Origin of the sequence: Sphingobium indicum B90A, assembly GCF_000264945.2 — a bacterium.
GTDB lineage: Bacteria > Pseudomonadota > Alphaproteobacteria > Sphingomonadales > Sphingomonadaceae > Sphingobium > Sphingobium indicum.
The window spans coordinates 1,775,234-1,792,113 of sequence record NZ_CP013070.1 but is presented as its reverse complement, the minus strand read 5'-3'; the positions used below and the strand labels follow the sequence as shown (position 1 = coordinate 1,792,113).

Genomic DNA, 16,880 nt, shown 5'->3' with positions numbered 1-16,880 from the left:
GACACCGTAAAAATACTTATTGCCGCGATAATCGGCCTACAAGTTCAACCGTTTAAGGGATTCCACGAATCTGGGGGAACCTGTATGACCGAGCCGCTGGAAAAGGCGTCCGACGACAAGGGCGCGATGATGGAGAAACGCCGGCATCCGCGGCAGACCGTCTTCAAGACGGCGCTGCTCTATCCGGTCGTCGAGGAAGCGAACCTGTCGGTCGAGAATGTGTCGCATGCGGGGCTGAGCGGGCGATGCGCCCTGTCGCTGGGCCTGCATCAGCAGGTTCATGTGAGTTTCGACGACGCCAGCTTCCGCACGGCGGAGGTGCGCTGGATCAACGGTTCCCAATGCGGTCTCCTGCTGGAGGAGACGTTGCCCTGGATTCCGGGCGAGGAACCCGACCCGAACGCCGCGCCCAACCGATATCAGCCGCGCAGCCTGCGTCTGGCGGTCAATTTCTCCGCCACCCTGGTGACATCGACGCCCGTGCTGATCGGGACGATCCGCAATCTTTCCGCAGAGGGAATGATGATCGAGGTGGGCGGGCTAAGCGAAGGCACGCGCCTGCTTGTGAAAACCCGTGGTCTGGATATACGAATGGGGCGGGTGCAATGGTCGAGCGGCGGAATGATTGGGGTCTTCTTCGAAACCCGCCGGGCGACGACGAACTGACGCGAAAAAAAAGGATCGGAGGCGAAACCATCGGCGGTTTCGCGCGTTTGCGCGGAATAGGTGGTTTAGGCGAATGGCTATGAACCCAGGATGCCCAGTCTATATCGTGGACCACGACAGCCGGATGCGCCAGGATCTGGTGCGCATCCTGCGTCGCGAGGGATTCGCGCCCGTCCCCTTTTCCTGCGGTGCGGATTTCATCGAGGCGCTGGATTTCCTGGCTCCCGGCATCGCGTTGATGGAACTGCATCTGGCCGACATGGCCGGGGCGGCGCTTCAGCAGGAACTTTCCTCGCGGCGGGTGGACATTCCCCTGGTCGTCATGACCGCGTCCCGCCACATTCCCACGGCCGTCGACGTCATCAAGCGCGGCGCGGTCGACTGCCTGGAAAAGCCCTTTGCCGACGGCCTGCTGCTCAAGGTGCTCGCCAACGCCTGGCCCATGCTGGAGCGGAACATCGAGATCCAGCGGCGCCGGGAAACCGCAGCGGCCTATTTCGGCAGCCTCACCAAGAGGGAGCTGGATGTCGTGCGGGCGCTCAGCGCCAGCGGCAGCAACCGGGATGTGGCCGATGAGCTGCGGATCAGCGTCAGGACGGTGGAGATGCATCGCGCCAGCATCATGAAGAAGTTTGGCGTCAGGAAATTTTCGGAGATCATCCGGTTTCTGCCGGATGCAGGATTATCGTAATCGTACAGGTGCCCGGTTTTTCCATCTGCTTCAGTCAATGGATTGGCAATGATGACATGGGATGTTCGCCGCCCGTTATTCGGGCACGGCATTGTCAGGAGAAAATGGACCGATCTCAGACAGACATCTGACAGTGCAACAGCGCCTTCCTTCAAACCATGGTTAATGGTGGAGGAACCAGTAAGGGGTGGAAGTCATATCGCCGACGATCCGGAATTCTTCAAATCGCGGGAAGAATGCAGAAGGATCATCGGGCAATATCAGAAAGTCCAGAATGTCGCGAGTTTCGAGGAAGAGGAAGGCAGCATAGACTGCCTGTGCTGATCGCATCCGTTCCGTCGCCTTCATCGTCGATGCGCATCATCCGGGTGGATCGGCGATCCGCGCGACCATGCCGGAGGCGGGCGGGAACATCAGCTTCTCGACGCCCCCGGTCGTCAGCAGCGGCCGCCATTTTTCCTGCGATGTCCACGCGGCCGCCCGGTTGCCGAGATTGAAGGCGCAGAGCAGCCGCTCATTCCCATGCGTCCGTTCGAACAGCAGCAATTCGTCCGGCCCCTCCAGGAATTGGATCGCCCCCGCCCGCAGAGCCGGCGATCCGTTGCGCAGCGCAAGCACCCGGCGCGTCCAGTGCAGCAGCGAATCCGGCCGCGCCTCCTGCACGTCGACGGCCAGGGCGCGATGCGATTCCCCGACCGGCAGCCAGGGCTTGACCTCCGAAAAGCCGAGATAGGGCGCGTCCGACCGCCAGGGCATCGGCGTCCGCGCGCCATCGCGGGACAGGGTCAGCGGCCAATTGGCGATGGCTTCTGGATCCTGGAGATCCTCGAACGCGATGTCGACCTGCGGCAGCCCCAGTTCCTCGCCATAATAAAGGAAGATGTTGCCGCGCAGGCAGGCCAGCAGCAGCATCTTCATCCGGCAATAGGCGTCCGGGTCGATCGCCCCGGCCCAGCGCGACACGGCGCGGGGCGCATCGTGATTTTCGAACGCCCAGCTTGGCCAGCCCGCATCGGTCCGGGCCGGCCATTTGGCGAGCGCGGTCCTGAGGAAGTCGGCGGTCAGTTCGGGCGCGTAGAGAAAGTCGAAGCCATAGGCCGTATTCAGTCTGCGATGGCCCTGGGTAAAGGCCTTCATCTCGACATCGCTGTTTTCGCCGCCGACTTCGGCCACGGTGAAGCGGTCTTCATATTCATCGAAGACCTGCCGGACCTTTTCCAGGAAAAGGGGAATGTCGGGATGGCTCTGGCTGTATTTCCTGATCTGGAAGTCGAAGGGGCGGGTGCGGACCTTGCCGTCTTCGGGCGCGGGCGGGTTGTCGCGCAGCAGCGGGTCGTGCATCGAATGGTTGATCGCGTCGATGCGGAAGCCGTCCACGCCGCGGTCCAGCCAGAAGCGTATGATGTCGAACACGCTTTGCTGCACCTGCGGATGATGCAGGTGCAATTGCGGCTGTTCCCGCAGGAACTGGTGCATGTAATATTGGCCGCGCCGCGCGTCCCAGGTCCAGGCCGGGCCGCCGAAAACCGACTGCCAGTTGTTGGGCGGCGACCCGTCCGGCTTGGGGTCGGCCCAGACATACCAGTCCGCCTTGGCATTGTCGCGGCTGGAGCGGCTTTCGGCGAACCAGCCATGTTCATCGGACGTGTGCGCCCAGACCTGGTCGATGACGACGCGCAGGCCGAGTTCATGCGCCCTGGCCACCAGGGCGTCGAAATCCGCCAGCGTGCCGAAGATCGGGTCGACATCGCAATAATCCGACACGTCATAGCCGAAGTCGCGCATCGGGCTCCTGAAAAAGGGCGAAAGCCAGATCGCGTCCACCCCGAGCGACGCGACATAGGGCAGATGCGCGGTGATGCCGGGAAGGTCGCCTATCCCGTCGCCGTTGGAGTCGGCGAAGCTGCGCGGATAGATCTGGTAGATAGCGGCGCCGCGCCACCAGGGCAGGTTCGAATCCGTCATGGGGCAGGGACACTCCGCACATTGCTGGCATAGGATGTCCTTCTGACGGGATCGGGGGGCTTTTCATAGGGGCCTTGATCGCCGGGTCGGAAGAGGGAAAGCCCGACCCTTACCGCGAAGCAACCGCCTTGGGCTGGGGCAAGGGCGGTGCTCCCGTCCCCAGGGTCGCCAGATATTTGATCACCGCGGCCCGATCCTCCGGCTTGCGCAGTCCGGCGAAGCTCATCTTCGTCCCCGGCATGTCCCGCCCCGGCGAGGCGAGGAAGGCGAAGAGTCTTTCATAGCTCCAATCGCCCTTTTGCGCCCGCATGGCGGGGGAATAAGCGAAGCCCGCATGGCTGGCCACCGCTCTGCCGACCACGCCCCACAAATTCGGCCCGATCCCGTTGGGGCCGCCTTGGCCAAGGTCATGGCAGCTCATGCATTGCTGCGCCTTCCGCTTCCCCGCACCGGCGTCCGCACTGGCGAGCAGGGCGCCGAGGTCAGGGGGTGGAGCGGCTGCGCCGCCGCCGCCCTCCGTCCCGGGCGCCGGCGCCTTGCCCCGCATGTCGCGATGATAGGCGATGACGCGGCTGCCTTCCCCCGGTTCGCTGAAGCTGGCGGGCCAATCGCGCTGGATGGCCGCCATGTCGACGCGCGGCGGCATGTCGTCCATCCTGTAGGCAAGCTGTCCCGGCCTTTCCCGCGTGTAGAGCCGGTCGCTGAACCACCCCGCGCCCAGCAGCGTCGCGGCCGCCCCGGCGACGCACAGCCCCACCGCCAATCCGCGCATCCGGCCCATGGCTCAGCCCCCTCCGCCCATGAAGATGGCGCGGGTCCAGAAGGCATAGTTCGCCTCTATGGTCATGATCCGCACCAGCACCAGCAGCACCAGCGGCGGCACCAGGATCGCGTAGATCAGCGACAGCCGTTCCCAGGCCAGATGCATGAAGATCGACAGGATCAGCCCCGCCTTGAGCAGCATGAAGAGGATGATCAGCGTCCAGCGGACGATGCCCTGCACATGGAGGTAGTCGACCATGTAGGACATGGCGCTCAGCAGGAAGAGGTATCCCCAGACCTTGAGGTAGAGGCTGATCGGATGATGCTGCCCCTCATGGGCGGCCGATGGATGTTCCATGATCCCCCTCCCGTCACCAGAGATAGAAAAAGGCGAAGATGAAGACCCAGACGAGGTCGACGAAATGCCAGTACAGCCCGGCGATCTCGACCGCGCTGTAATCGCCGGTGCGGTCATAATGGCCGCGCGCGACCTTATAGGCGATGATCAGCAGCAGGATGACGCCGCAGGTCACATGCAGCCCGTGGAAGCCGGTGATCATGAAGAAGCTGGCGCCAAATTGCGGCGCGCCCATCGGGTTGCTCCAGGGGCGCACGCCTTCCTCGATCAGCTTGGTCCATTCGAAGGCCTGCATCGACACGAAGGTCGCCCCGAACAGCGCGGTCAGCAGCATCAGCGCCGCCGTCTTCCGCCGGTCGCGGCGGTATCCGAAATTGACGGCCATCGCCATGGTGCCGCTGGAACTGATCAGCACGAAGGTCATGATCGCGATCAGGATCAGCGGAATATCCTGCCCGCCGATGCTGAGCGCGAACACCTCCGCCGTGTTGGGCCAGGGCAGCACGGCGGAGGCGCGCACGGTCATGTAGCCGGTCAGGAAGCAGGAGAAGATGAAGGTGTCGCTGAGCAGGAATATCCACATCATCGCCTTGCCCCAATGGGTCTGGCGGAAGACTTCCTGGTCGGCGGACCAGTCGGCCGCGATCTCCCGCAAGGTGGGGGCGATGACTTCCCTATCCCTGATGCCTTGGGCCATGGCGCTAATCCTCAGGTCGACAGCAGCAAAGCGGCGAGAACCAGCCAGATCGCCAGCAGGAAATGCCAGTAGAGGGCGCACAGGGCGATAGTGCGCACGTTCGCCCTCGCCAGCGCCCGCCCGGCGGCGACGAGGCCGCCGACGACGTGCAGGCCGTGAAGCGCCGTCAGCAGGTAGAAAAAGGCATTGGCCGGGTTGGCAGACAGGCCGTAACCCGCCGTCCGATAATGCCACCACAGCATGAGTTGCCCGGCGAGAAAGAGCAGGCTGAGGGCCGTTCCGGTCAATGCTGCGCGAACCTGCCGCCTCTGCCGCGCCACTTCCCAGGCGATGCTGCTGGCGATCAGAACCGCCGTGTTGATCCAGAGCAGCGGCGGATCGGGCATCTGCTGCCAGTCGTCGGCATGGCCGATCGCCTCATGCAGCCCCATGCGCATCAGATAGGCCGCCACGAGCAGCGAGAACATCACCAGCGCCACGCCGAAATAGGCGACCATGCCGACCGTTGCCGCCGATGGTCGTTCGCGTTCGACCGGATTGCCCGGCTCCCAGCTCTTTTCGGTGAGGCGCGTAATGATGCTCATCCGCCCAATTCCGTTCTGGGCTCCGTCTGGGGGATGAAGTCGCGTTCCGCCCCCGGCACGCTGTAGTCATAGGCCCAGCGATGGACCACCGGCAGATGCGGTCCCCAATTGCCGTGGGCGGGCGGCGTGTCGGGGGTCAGCCACTCCAGGCTGGCCGCGCCCCAGGGATTGGGACCGGCGCGGGGGCCGCGGAACAGGCTCCAGATCATGTTGAAGAAGAACAGGCCCTGCGCCGCGAACACCACCAGCGCGGCGATGCTGATCCATTGATTGGCGAGGTGCACCGATTGCGGGATGAAGGCCGTATCGCCCAGCGCATAATATCGGCGCGGCACGCCCAATATGCCCAGATAATGCATCGGTAGGAAGATCGCGTAGACGCCAAGGAAGGTGATCCAGAAGTGGAGTTTCCCCAATGTCTCGTTCCACATCCGCCCGGTGATCTTGGGATACCAGTGATAGATGGCGCCGAAGATCACCAGCACCGGAGACACGCCCATGACCATATGGAAATGCGCGACGACGAAGAAGGTGTCGGACAGCGGCACGTCGACGCTGACATTGCCCAGGAACAGCCCCGACAGCCCGCCGTGGATGAAGGTGAAGATGAAGGCGATGGCGAACAGCATCGGCACGCGCATATGGATGTCGCCGCGCCACAGCGTCAGCAGCCAGTTATAGACCTTGATCGCGGTGGGAATGGCGATGATCAAGGTCGATGTCGCGAAGAAGAACCCGAAATAGGGGTTCATGCCGCTCACATACATATGATGCGCCCAGACCAGGAAGCTGAGCGCGCCGATGATGACGATCGCCCAGACCATCATGCGGTATCCGAAGATGTTGCGCCGGGCATGGACGCTGATCAGGTCCGACACGATGCCGAAGGCGGGCAGGGCGACGATATAGACTTCCGGATGGCCGAAGAACCAGAAGAGATGCTGGAACAGGAGGGGGCTTCCCCCCTGCGTGTCGGTGATCGCGCCCATGGACTGCATCGTCGGCATGAAGAAGCTGGTGCCGGCGAAATGGTCGAACAGCATCATGATCGCCGCGACGAACAGGGCCGGAAAGGCGAGCAGGCCCATCACCGACGCGGTGAAGATGCCCCAGACCGACAGCGGCATGCGCATCAGCGTCATGCCCCGCGTCCGCGCCTGGAGCACCGTCGTCACATAATTGAGGCCCCCCATGGTGAAGGCCGCGACGAAGATGGCGAGGCTGACCAGCATGGTCGCTATGCCCCATTGGTGGCCGGGCGTCCCTTCGGTGATCGCTTGCGGCGGGTAGAGCGTCCAGCCCGCTCCCGTAGGCCCGCCGGGCACGAAGAATCCGGCCACCAGCACGACCACCGACAGCAGGTAGAACCAGTAGCTCAGCATGTTGACGAAGGGGAACACCATGTCCCGCGCCCCGATCATCAGCGGGATCAGGTAATTGCCGAAACCACCCAGCAGCAGCGCCGTCAGCAGGTAGACGACCATGATCATGCCGTGCATCGACACGAATTGCAGGTAATTGTCGGGCTGGATCGCCGGGAACACCCCCGGAAACCCCAGTTGCAGCCGCATCAGCGCCGACAGCACCAACGCCACCAGTCCGATGGCGATGGCGGTCACGCTATATTGGATGGCGATGACCTTGTGATCCTGGCTCCAGACATATTTCGTGACCCAGCCATGCGGATGATGCAGCGGGCGCAGGTCGTCGGCCAGGGTCGTAGCCATCAGCGAATGCTCCAGGAGGCAGGGACGATGCAGGCATTGGCCTTGATCAGCAGGATCGACATGGCGGCGGGGGGCGTCTCCGCCAATATCTGGCCGAAGCTGCTCTGCTGCGCCTGCCATTGCGCGAAGGCCTGGGGCGTTTCCACCACCACCTTGCCGCGCATCGCATGATGGCCGGTGCCGCACAGTTCGGCGCAGAGGATGTCGAACGTGCCCGTCTTCGTCGGGGTCAGCCAGAAATAAGTGACGATGCCGGGCACGAGGTCCATCTTGGCCCGGAATTCCGGCACGTAGAAATCGTGCAGCACGTCCTTGGACCGCAGCACGATCTTCACCGGCTTGCCGACCGGCAGGTGCAGGTCGCCGCTTTCGACCAATATGTCGTCGCGTCCGAACGGATCGAGCGGATCGAGCCCCAGCCCATTGTCGGGGGTGATATATTTGACCCCCGCCGCGCCCAGCACGCCGTCCGGCCCCGGATAGCGGAACGACCATTGCCATTGCTGCCCCACCGCCTCGATGACGGTGGCCTCTTTCGGCACCGACACATATTTGCCCCAGGCGACGAGGCCCGGCGCCAGCATCCCGGCGATGCCGATGGCGGTCCAGAATGTCAGCCGCCTTTCCAGCGTGCTGTTTTCCGGTTCATAATGCGCCCGGTGGCCGGGGCGGTGGCGATATTTGGCGAGTGCCCAGGCAAGAAAAAGGTTGAGCCCGACAAAGGCCGCCCCGCATATCCAGAGCGTCACGTCCAGCGCGGAATCGATCGATCCCCAATTGGATGCGATGGGCGTGCTCCACCAGGGACTGAACAGGTGAAAGGCGACCGAGCCGACCACGAGCATGGCGATGGCTACCGCAACCGGCACAAGCCCTCTCCCACATTGGCAGGCGCTCGCAGCCTTTCAATCCGGCATTTCGAGTCGCCCCGGTAACACCTGCTTCGGCAACTTACAGAAAAAAGGCTGATGGGGGAAGCGGTTGGGAAATGGATGGGTGCGGGCGTCGCTTGCGCCTTTTCCGGTTCGGGCCTTCATGCCCGATTGACAGCGTCCGCCATTGCGACGAAAAGAACAAATAGGGAACATATATGGCTGAGTCGGTGAAGACCCTCGCCGCCCTCAGGCGGCATATCGCATCGCTGGAGGGCGTTCCAGCCGCGCAGCCCCATGCGCGGGTGGAAACCGGCCATGCGCCGCTCGACCATGCGCTGGACGGCGGCTTGGCGCGGGGCCGGGTGCATGAATTCTTCGCCGCGGCGGATGAAGCGGCGGCGGGGGCCGGCCTGGCCCTGATTTTAGCGCGGCTGGCGGCGGGGGAAGCGCCCCTGCTCTGGCTGCGCACGGCGGCGGCGGGCCGGGCCGGAGGCATGCCTTATGGTCCTGGACTGGCGGCATTTGGCATCGATCCCGCCCGGCTGCTGATCGGCGTGATGGCCGATGAGGCCATGCTGCTGCGGGCGGCGGTCGATGCGCTGCGCTGCCCCGCGCTGGGCGCGCTGCTGGCGGAATTGCGCGGTCCGGCGCCCTTGCTGGACCTGACCGCCAGCCGGCGGCTGGCGCTGGCGGCGGAGTCGTCCGGCGTCACGGCCTTCATGTTGCGGGTAAGCGGCGATCCGGTGCCGAGCGCGGCGGACACGCGCTGGCGCGTGGCGGCGGCGCCATCGCCGCCCTTGCCGGGAAATGGGCCGGGCAGGAGCGCCTTCGACCTCAGCCTGCTGCGGCGGCGGGCGGGACGGGATGGGCTTTGCTGGCGGCTGGCCTGGGACAATGGCCGGGGCATGTTTGAAGAAAGGGAAGGTGGGCGCGATGAACGCCATGGCCTTGGACAGGATGGCGGCGGACGGGACGGCGGAGGACGCGATGGGCAAGCGCCGCTATCTGGCGCTGTGGTTCCCGTTCCTGCCGATCGACCGGCTGCGCATCGCGCGGCCTGACCTCTGGGCGCAGGGCGAAGGACCGGCCGTCGTCGTCGAGCAGGTGCGCGGCGCGATGCGGCTGGCGACGCTCGACGCCGATGCCTTGGCCCTGGGCCTGACGCCCGGCATGACGCTGGCCGATGCGCGTGCGCGGGAGCCGGAACTGCGCGTGTTCGATGCCGATCCCCATGGCGACCAGGACTGGCTGGAGCGGCTGTGCGACGGTTGCGCCCGCTATACGCCGGTCGCCGCGCTGGATTCGCCCTTCGGCCTGATGCTCGACATTAGCGGCTGCGCCCATCTCTGGGGCGGGGAGGACATGCTGGCGCGAGAGGTGACGGAGCGGCTGGAGCGCCATGGCATGCGGGTGCGCCATGCTCTTGCCGGAACGGCGGAGGGCGCGCATGCGCTGTGCCGTTTTCCGGTCGGCGCGGCGGCGGACGAGGATGCGGCGCTGCGCCGCCTGCCGGTGGAGGCGTTGCGGCTGGAGGATGAAAGCGCGGTGGCGCTGCGCCGGGCGGGGTTGCGGACGGTGGGAGATCTGGCGGCGCGGCCGGCGGCGGTCCTGGCGTCGCGCTTCGGCGAGGAGGCGGTGGACGCGTTGAATAACCTGCTGGGGCTGGGGCGGCGGCCGCTCGCGCCCCGGCGGTCGCGCCCGGCGATCCGGATCGAGCGGCGCTTTGCCGAGCCGATGGGCAGCACCGCCTTTGCCCTCCGGACGCTGGAGGAGATGGCGGCCGAGGCGGGGGAGCGGCTCAGCGAACGCGGGCAGGGCGGGCGGCGGTTCGAGGCGCTGTTCTTCCGCAGCGACGGCCTCGCCTTTCCCTTGCGGGTGGAAACCAGCCTGCCGGTGCGGGACGCGCCCGCGATCATGCGGCTGGTGCAGGAACGGATCGATGCGCTGTCCGATCCGCTGGACCCCGGTTTCGGCTTCGACATGCTGCGCCTTGCCGTGCAGCGGGCGGAGCCGATGGCGCCCACGCAACTGGCGCTGGAAGGGGGAGAGGCGCGTCGCGAGGAAAGCGTCGCGGCCCTGGTCGACCGGCTGTCGATCCGGGCAGGCCGGGCGCGCATCCAGCGGCTTCACCCGAAGGACAGCCATGTCCCCGAACAGGCCCAGCTTGCCCTGCCCGCCGTGGAAAGCCGCGCCCCCATGAACTGGCCGCAGGAGGGGGAGGAGGGGGAGCCGCCCATGCGCCCGCTGCATCTGTTCGATCCGCCCCAGCCGATCGACGTGGTGGCCGAGGTGCCCGATGGTCCGCCGCATCGCTTCCGCTGGCGCAAGGCATTGCATGAAGTAACGCGCTATGAAGGCCCCGAACGCATCGCGCCCCCATGGTGGACGGCCAGGGACGGCGCTCTGGAGGGGGAAAGCGTGGGGCTGACCCGCGACTATTATCGGGTCGAGGATGCGCGGGGGCGGCGCTACTGGATATTCCGCAACGGGCTTTACGGCGCCGAAGCGGAACATCCCGGCTGGTACATCCATGGCCTGTTCGCATGAAGCGCCACGGCAAGGGCCCCGACCCGTCCAGGCCCAAATCCATCGACCGGCGCGAACTCAACGCGCTGGAGAAGGCGCGCCGGAAGCCCCGTGGCGAACCTTCGCCGACCGGATTGCCCAAGGCGCCGCCCTTTGCCGAACTGGTGGCGGCGACCAATTTCTCCTTCCTGCGCGGGGCATCCCATCCGCAGGACATGGTGGCGCGCGCCATCGCCCTGGGGCTTGAGGGGCTGGGCATAGCCGACCGCAACAGCGTCGCCGGGGTGGTCCGCGCCCATGTGGCGCGCAAGCGCTGGCCCGAACGGATGCGCGCCGCCTTGCTGGAGGCGCGCAAGGAAGCGGGACAGCCGCTGGAACTCAGCGAAGAGGAGGAGCGCGCCTGCCGGACCGACCTGCGGCTGGTCGTCGGCGCCAGGCTGGTCTTCGTGGACGGCACGCCGGACATCGTCGCCTATCCCGCGACCCGGCGGGGTTGGGGCGAACTCACCAAATTGCTGACCCTCGGCAATCTCCGTTCGGTGAAGGGCGATTGCATCCTTCGCTATGAGGATCTGACCGCCTATCTGGACGATCTGCTGCTGATCGTGATGCCTGGCTCCACCGCCACCCAACAGACCGCGCATCGCAAGCCGGTGGACTATGAACATGACGACCGGCCGTCGCAGGAAGCGATCAGGCAGGGCCATCTCAGCCTCGTGCCGCCGCCGGCTCCGTCCGACCTGGAAGCTCTGCTGGTCCGATTGTCGCATCTTGCGCCGCGCCGGGTCTGGCTGGCGGCGGCATTGCGGCGGGATGGGCGGGATGCGCGGCGGCTGGCGCAGTTCAAGGGGCTTTCGGCGATAACGGGCGTGCCCTTGCTGGCGACCATGGACGCGCTCTATGCCAGCCCGGCGCAGCGTCCCCTTCAGGACGTGCTGGGCTGCATTCGCGAAGGCACCACCATCGCCAGGGCAGGACGCCTGCTGGAGGCGAATGCGGAAAGGCATGTCCATGACCCTGCCGAAATCGCCCATCTGTTCCGCGATTGCCCGGAAGCGGTGGCGGAAAGCGGACATTTTCTGAGCCGGGTGCATTTCACGCTCGACCAGCTTTCCTATGAGTATCCCCATGAACCCGTGCCGGAAGGATGGACGGCGCAGCAATGGCTGGAGGAACTGACCTGGTCCGCCGCCCATGCCCGCTATGGCGCGCGCCTTCCCCTGAAAGTGCGCCAGACGCTGGAAGAAGAATTCAGTCTCATCGCCAAGCGCAACTATGCCTATTATTTCCTGACCGTGCACGACATCGTCGCCTTTGCCCGGACGAAGGGAATCCTTTGCCAGGGGCGCGGATCGGCGGCGAACAGCATGGTCTGCTTCCTGCTGGGGGTGACGTCCATCGACCCGCTCAGGCACGACCTGCTCTTTTCCCGCTTCGTATCCGAAGATCGCAACGAACCGCCCGACATCGACGTCGATTTCGAACATGAGCGGCGCGAGGAGGTGATGCAATATATCTACGAACGCTATGGCCGTCATCGCGCCGGGATCGCCGCGACCGTCATCCATTACCGTTCGCGCAGCGCCGTGCGGGAAGTGGCGAAGGTGCTGGGCCTTGGCGAGGATGTGTCGGCCCGCCTCTCCAGCACGGTCTGGGGCAGCTATTCGAGCGACATGAACGACGCCCGGATCGTGGAGGCGGGCTTCGCGCTCGACAATCCGCAGATCGCGCAGTTGAAGGCGGTTGTCGACCAATTGCTGTCAGAGCCCTTTCCGCGCCACCTTTCGCAGCATGTGGGGGGCTTCGTGCTGACGCAGAACCGGCTGGACGAGACGGTGCCGCTGCATCATGCGGCAATGGAGGATCGCAGCTTCATCGAATGGGACAAGGACGACATCGACGCCCTTGGCCTGATGAAGGTCGACGTGCTGGCGCTGGGGATGTTGAGCTGCATCCGCCGGGCGTTCGACCTGATGCGGGAACAGGGGCTGGGCGACCATCAGTTGACGGTCGATATGGAAGCGCAGGACGAAGCCGTCTACAACATGCTGTGCAAGGGCGACAGCATCGGCGTGTTCCAGGTGGAAAGCAGGGCGCAGATCAACATGCTGCCGCGCCTGAAGCCCCGTTCGATCTATGACCTGACCGTGCAGGTGGCGATCGTTCGTCCTGGACCGATCGAGGGCAATATGGTCCATCCCTATCTGCGGCGGCGATGCGGGGACGAGAAGGTCGAATATCCCCGGCCATCCCCGCATCATGGGCCGGCCGACGAACTGCAGAAATTGCTGGGCGAGACCTACGGCGTGCCGCTGTTCCAGGAACAGGCGATGAAGCTCGCCATCACGGCGGCAGGCTTCGAGCCGGCGGAGGCCGACGCCCTGCGCCGCGCCATGGCGACATTCCGCAATGTCGGCACGATCCATCATTTCCGCGAGAAGATGATCAGGGGCATGGTGGAGCGCGGCTATGAGGCGGAGTTCGCCGAACGATGCTTCAAGCAGATCGAGGGTTTCGGCAGCTACGGCTTTCCCGAAAGCCATGCATTGTCCTTCGCGCGGCTGGTCTATGTGTCGGCCTGGATCAAATGCCACCAGCCTGCCGTGTTCGCCTGCGCGCTCCTCAATTCGCAGCCCATGGGTTTCTATGCCCCGGCCCAGATCGTGCGCGATGCGCGGGAGCATGGCGTCACCGTGCATGATGTCGATGTGAATATGAGCGGGTGGGACAATGCGCTGGAACCGCTGCTGCGGTCGCGGGACGGCGGGCGGGGCGAGGGAGAGGGGCGAGCCCTGGCGTTGCGCCTGGGGCTGCGGCAGGTGGAGGGTTTTCGCGAGGATTGGGCGAAGCGACTGGTCGCGGCGCGGAAGGAAGGGCTGTTTTCCACCATGGAGGATCTGGCGCGGCGGGCGGGATTGCCGGCGCGGGCCTTGCGATTGCTGGCGGATGCCGATGCCTGCCGCTCGCTGGGGAAGGACCGGCGGACCGCCCTGTGGGAAGCGCGGCGGACGCCTTCGGACGAATTGCCCCTGTTCGCCGCCGCCAAGGCCCGAGAACTGGGGGAGGAGCCGGATGCGATGCTGCCCGCCATGGCTTTGTCCGAGCATGTCGAGGCCGATTATCTGGTGACGCGCCTGTCGCTCAAGGGCCATCCGATGCAATTCCTGCGCCCGGTCTTCGCGGCGGAAGGCGTGCTGAGCTGCGCCCAGATTGCGGCGGCGAGGAACGGGACGCTGGTGAAGACGGCCGGCGTGGTGCTGGTGCGGCAGCGGCCGGGCAAGGGCAATGCGGTCTTCATCACCATCGAGGATGAGACGGGGATCACCAATATCCTTTTGTGGGCGCGGTTGTTCGAAATGCAGCGGCGCCCGGTCATGGCGTCGCGGCTGATGCTGGTCGAAGGGGAAGTGCAGCGCAGCAAGGAAGGCGTCGTCCACCTGATGGCATCCCGCGTGCATGACAGGACGGCGGAATTGTCGCGGCTTTCGCAAACGGATGTGCAGGAACCTTCCCGCATGCGTCCTCGGCATGCCTCCGGGCATCCGCGCAATGTGCGGATATTGCCGCAATCGCGGGATTTTCATTGATGCGGGAAGAAGTTTGCGGCTTCCCTTTGAGGAGTTACTTACGGATGTGAATAAAGTGTTAGAAGATTTTTCCAATATATATGATAATATTCATGTAATATTTATAAATTCTCTCATATTATTTTTGACATATATACAAATCTGCGAATTAAATTTCCATATACAATTATATCGAAGGATATATACTATAAAATATACCTAATTTATGTTAGGAAATCATGATTCATTAACCCGCATTATTTAAAATCCCGCCTGTGTTCTGGAGCGATGATCCGCGCAGAAAGGGAATGGGAATGTTCGGCAGAGCGGTGGGGCGATTGCTGCGGGACAGGACTGGGAATGTCCTGATGATGGCGGCTGCCTCCATGCCCCTATTAGTGGGCGCGGCGGGGCTGGCGACCGATACGGTGCAATGGACCCTCTGGAAACGGCAGATCCAGCGGCAGGCGGACAGCGCCGCGCTGGCGGGAGCCTATGCGGTGGCGCAGGGCTTCAACGCGTCCGACAGCGCGACAGCGGACATCAGCCGCATGGCGCTCGTCGCCCTGACGCAGACTCCGACGATCGAAAATGCGCCTACCAGCGGTCCATTCGCCGGCAATGCCCAGGCGGTGAGGGTGGTGCTGCAAACCTCCGCGGAACTGCCCTTTTCGAAGATATTGGGGGTGAAGGCGCCGGTTATTTATGGCGAGGCGACCGCTGCGGTAGTGGGCAGCGGCGATTATTGCGTCGTGTCGCTGGAAAAGACGAGTACGGTCGGCATCACGCTCCAGGGCAATGCCACGGTCAATCTGGGCTGCGGCATAGTTACCAATTCGCGGGCATCCAACGCGGTCTATGCAGGCGGCAGCAGCACGGTGGCGGCGACTCCGGTGGCGGCGGTGGGCGGGCTGACGTCCAGTTCCAACTATGCTACCGGCACCACTCTATTGCCTTACAGTATCCCGGTGCAGGATCCCTTTGCTGGGTTGCCCACGCCTACAGCCGCCAACTTTACTGGGTGCAACCAGAAGCTCAGCGCCAAGAGCGGGGAAACTCAGTCCTATTCGCCCGGCTGCTATAATAATGTCGACATTAAGGGGACGGTCAATCTGGAGAAGGGCGTTTATTATATCGACGCTACATCGTTCGATGTCGGTGCGCAGGCGACCATCAACGGCACTGATGTCACCATCATCCTGACCAGCAGTAATGCTGCCAACAACCCCAGTTCCATCTCGACCATTAACATCAACGGCGGCGCGACGATCAACCTGAAGGCGCCGACGGACACCGCCAACCCCTATCATGGCGTCCTGTTCTATCAGGACCGGCGCGCGCTGGATTCGGGAACCAACACGATCAACGGCAATGCGAGTTCGGTCCTGCAAGGCGCTTTCTATTTTCCGGGCCAGGCAATGTCGTTCAGCGGCACGTCGGGCATGACCACCGACTGCGTGAAGATGGTGGGCAAGCGCGTCACCTTCATCGGCAACAGCAATATCGTCAATCAATGCAAAGATACGGGAGTCGACAAATTCACGGCAACGCTGGTGAAGCTGGTGGGATGATGAAGCGGCTGCTCTCCGACCGATACGGCAACAGCACGGTCGAACTGGCGATCATCATGCCGGTCCTGGTCCTGCTGACCTGCATGGCGGGCGACGTCGCCATGGCGTTCAAGGCGAAGATCGGGCTCCAGCGCGCGGCGGAGCGCACGGCGCAATTGGCGGCCGCGGGCGGCTACACCAACGACACCACCGACACTTCGAAGGCCTATAATAATCTGGCCGCCGACGCGGCGGCCGCTGCCGGCGTTCCGACCGGCAACGTAACCGTCACACCCACGCTGCTCTGTAATGCCACTGTGCAGACCGCCAGTCCCGAAGTTCCATGCCCCGACGGTCAGCAGACGAAGCGCTATGTCGCGATCGCCATTTCAGGCACCTATACGCCGATGTTCGCCAAGCTCATGCCCAACAGCCTGTGGTCGTCCCAGGGGATCGCGCTCACCGGCTCAGCCTCGGTGAGGCTGCAATGATCCGGCTGGCGCGGGACCAGCGCGGCGCGGCGGCGATCGAATTCGTCCTTGCCGTGCCGCCGTTCATCATGCTGTTGATGGGCGCGCTGCAACTGGGCATCATCGCCTGCGCGCGCACGGGCCTGCAACACGCGGTGGACGAAGGCGCGCGCTATGCCAGCATCTTCCCCAGGCCTTCCGATACCGACATCATCGCCAAGGTCAACTCGCGCGAATTCGGCCTGGACCCCGCCTATACCAACAACCCGACCGTCACCCACGGCACGCAATATGGCGTGCCTTATACCGAAATCACCATGACCTATTCCCGGCCATTGAACTTCATCGTCTATCAAACCCGGGCCATATCGATCAGCTATACCCGGCGAGCCTATTAGGCCGTAAACTCGTAAATGGCGCGCCTCGAACGCGCCATTTACGAG

At 64.2% G+C, this 16,880-nt stretch carries 16 protein-coding genes; 9 read left to right on the top strand and 7 right to left on the bottom strand.

What is annotated here, in order from left to right:
- Positions 1–84: 84 nt before the first annotated feature.
- The 3 genes from SIDU_RS08725 to SIDU_RS19865 all read left to right on the top strand — a co-directional run bounded on the left by SIDU_RS08725 (position 85) and on the right by SIDU_RS19865 (position 1,681).
- Positions 85–666, top strand: coding sequence for a PilZ domain-containing protein (locus SIDU_RS08725; protein WP_007684660.1), 582 nt, complete (start codon positions 85–87; stop codon positions 664–666).
- Positions 667–772: 106 nt separating this feature from the next.
- Positions 773–1,357: a response regulator transcription factor gene (locus SIDU_RS08720; protein WP_007684661.1), complete on the top strand. Its 585-nt coding sequence runs from the start codon at positions 773–775 to the stop codon at positions 1,355–1,357.
- 48 nt (positions 1,358–1,405) lie between these two features.
- On the top strand, positions 1,406–1,681 hold the full coding sequence (locus SIDU_RS19865; protein ID WP_174550390.1) for a hypothetical protein: 276 nt from the start codon (positions 1,406–1,408) through the stop codon (positions 1,679–1,681).
- Between the two features lie 36 nt (positions 1,682–1,717).
- On the opposite strand, the gene SIDU_RS08710 is transcribed toward SIDU_RS19865, so the two are convergent.
- From SIDU_RS08710 to SIDU_RS08680, 7 genes are all read right to left on the bottom strand, one after another.
- Positions 1,718–3,322 (bottom strand): alpha-amylase family glycosyl hydrolase, encoded by a 1,605-nt coding sequence (locus tag SIDU_RS08710; protein ID WP_007684663.1) that lies wholly within the window; start codon positions 3,320–3,322, stop codon positions 1,718–1,720.
- Between the two features lie 109 nt (positions 3,323–3,431).
- Positions 3,432–4,103 carry a c-type cytochrome gene (locus SIDU_RS08705; protein ID WP_007684665.1) on the bottom strand — a complete coding sequence of 224 codons (672 nt, stop codon included), beginning with the start codon at positions 4,101–4,103 and terminating at the stop codon, positions 3,432–3,434.
- 3 nt (positions 4,104–4,106) lie between these two features.
- Positions 4,107–4,442, bottom strand: coding sequence for a cytochrome C oxidase subunit IV family protein (locus SIDU_RS08700; protein ID WP_007684668.1), 336 nt, complete (start codon positions 4,440–4,442; stop codon positions 4,107–4,109).
- 13 nt (positions 4,443–4,455) lie between these two features.
- The gene (locus SIDU_RS08695; RefSeq protein WP_007684670.1) at positions 4,456–5,139 is read right to left on the bottom strand and encodes a heme-copper oxidase subunit III family protein; all 684 of its coding nucleotides are present in this window, start codon (positions 5,137–5,139) and stop codon (positions 4,456–4,458) included.
- An 11-nt stretch (positions 5,140–5,150) separates the two neighbouring features.
- On the bottom strand, positions 5,151–5,723 hold the full coding sequence (locus tag SIDU_RS08690; RefSeq protein ID WP_007684672.1) for a cytochrome c oxidase subunit 3: 573 nt from the start codon (positions 5,721–5,723) through the stop codon (positions 5,151–5,153).
- Positions 5,720–7,450 (bottom strand): cytochrome c oxidase subunit I, encoded by a 1,731-nt coding sequence (locus tag SIDU_RS08685; protein WP_007684674.1) that lies wholly within the window; start codon positions 7,448–7,450, stop codon positions 5,720–5,722. The genes SIDU_RS08690 and SIDU_RS08685 overlap by 4 nt, the downstream gene beginning before the upstream one ends.
- The gene (locus SIDU_RS08680; RefSeq protein WP_007684676.1) at positions 7,450–8,319 is read right to left on the bottom strand and encodes a cytochrome c oxidase subunit II; all 870 of its coding nucleotides are present in this window, start codon (positions 8,317–8,319) and stop codon (positions 7,450–7,452) included. Before SIDU_RS08680 ends, SIDU_RS08685 begins: the two co-directional genes overlap by 1 nt.
- A 221-nt stretch (positions 8,320–8,540) precedes the next feature.
- Between SIDU_RS08680 and SIDU_RS08675 the strand changes: the two genes are divergently transcribed.
- The 6 genes from SIDU_RS08675 to SIDU_RS08650 all read left to right on the top strand — a co-directional run bounded on the left by SIDU_RS08675 (position 8,541) and on the right by SIDU_RS08650 (position 16,835).
- Positions 8,541–9,386, top strand: coding sequence for an ImuA family protein (locus SIDU_RS08675; RefSeq protein ID WP_007684678.1), 846 nt, complete (start codon positions 8,541–8,543; stop codon positions 9,384–9,386).
- Positions 9,283–10,872: a Y-family DNA polymerase gene (locus tag SIDU_RS08670; RefSeq protein ID WP_007684680.1), complete on the top strand. Its 1,590-nt coding sequence runs from the start codon at positions 9,283–9,285 to the stop codon at positions 10,870–10,872. Before SIDU_RS08675 ends, SIDU_RS08670 begins: the two co-directional genes overlap by 104 nt.
- Positions 10,869–14,438 (top strand): error-prone DNA polymerase, encoded by a 3,570-nt coding sequence (locus SIDU_RS08665; protein ID WP_007684682.1) that lies wholly within the window; start codon positions 10,869–10,871, stop codon positions 14,436–14,438. The genes SIDU_RS08670 and SIDU_RS08665 overlap by 4 nt, the downstream gene beginning before the upstream one ends.
- Positions 14,439–14,731: 293 nt before the next feature.
- Positions 14,732–15,988, top strand: a complete 1,257-nt coding sequence (locus tag SIDU_RS08660; protein ID WP_025771666.1) for a pilus assembly protein TadG-related protein — start codon at positions 14,732–14,734, stop codon at positions 15,986–15,988.
- A complete protein-coding gene (locus SIDU_RS08655; RefSeq protein WP_007684687.1) occupies positions 15,985–16,458 on the top strand; it encodes a TadE/TadG family type IV pilus assembly protein in 474 nt (157 codons plus the stop codon). Before SIDU_RS08660 ends, SIDU_RS08655 begins: the two co-directional genes overlap by 4 nt.
- Positions 16,455–16,835 carry a TadE/TadG family type IV pilus assembly protein gene (locus tag SIDU_RS08650; protein WP_007684689.1) on the top strand — a complete coding sequence of 127 codons (381 nt, stop codon included), beginning with the start codon at positions 16,455–16,457 and terminating at the stop codon, positions 16,833–16,835. The genes SIDU_RS08655 and SIDU_RS08650 overlap by 4 nt, the downstream gene beginning before the upstream one ends.
- Positions 16,836–16,880 lie beyond the last annotated feature (45 nt).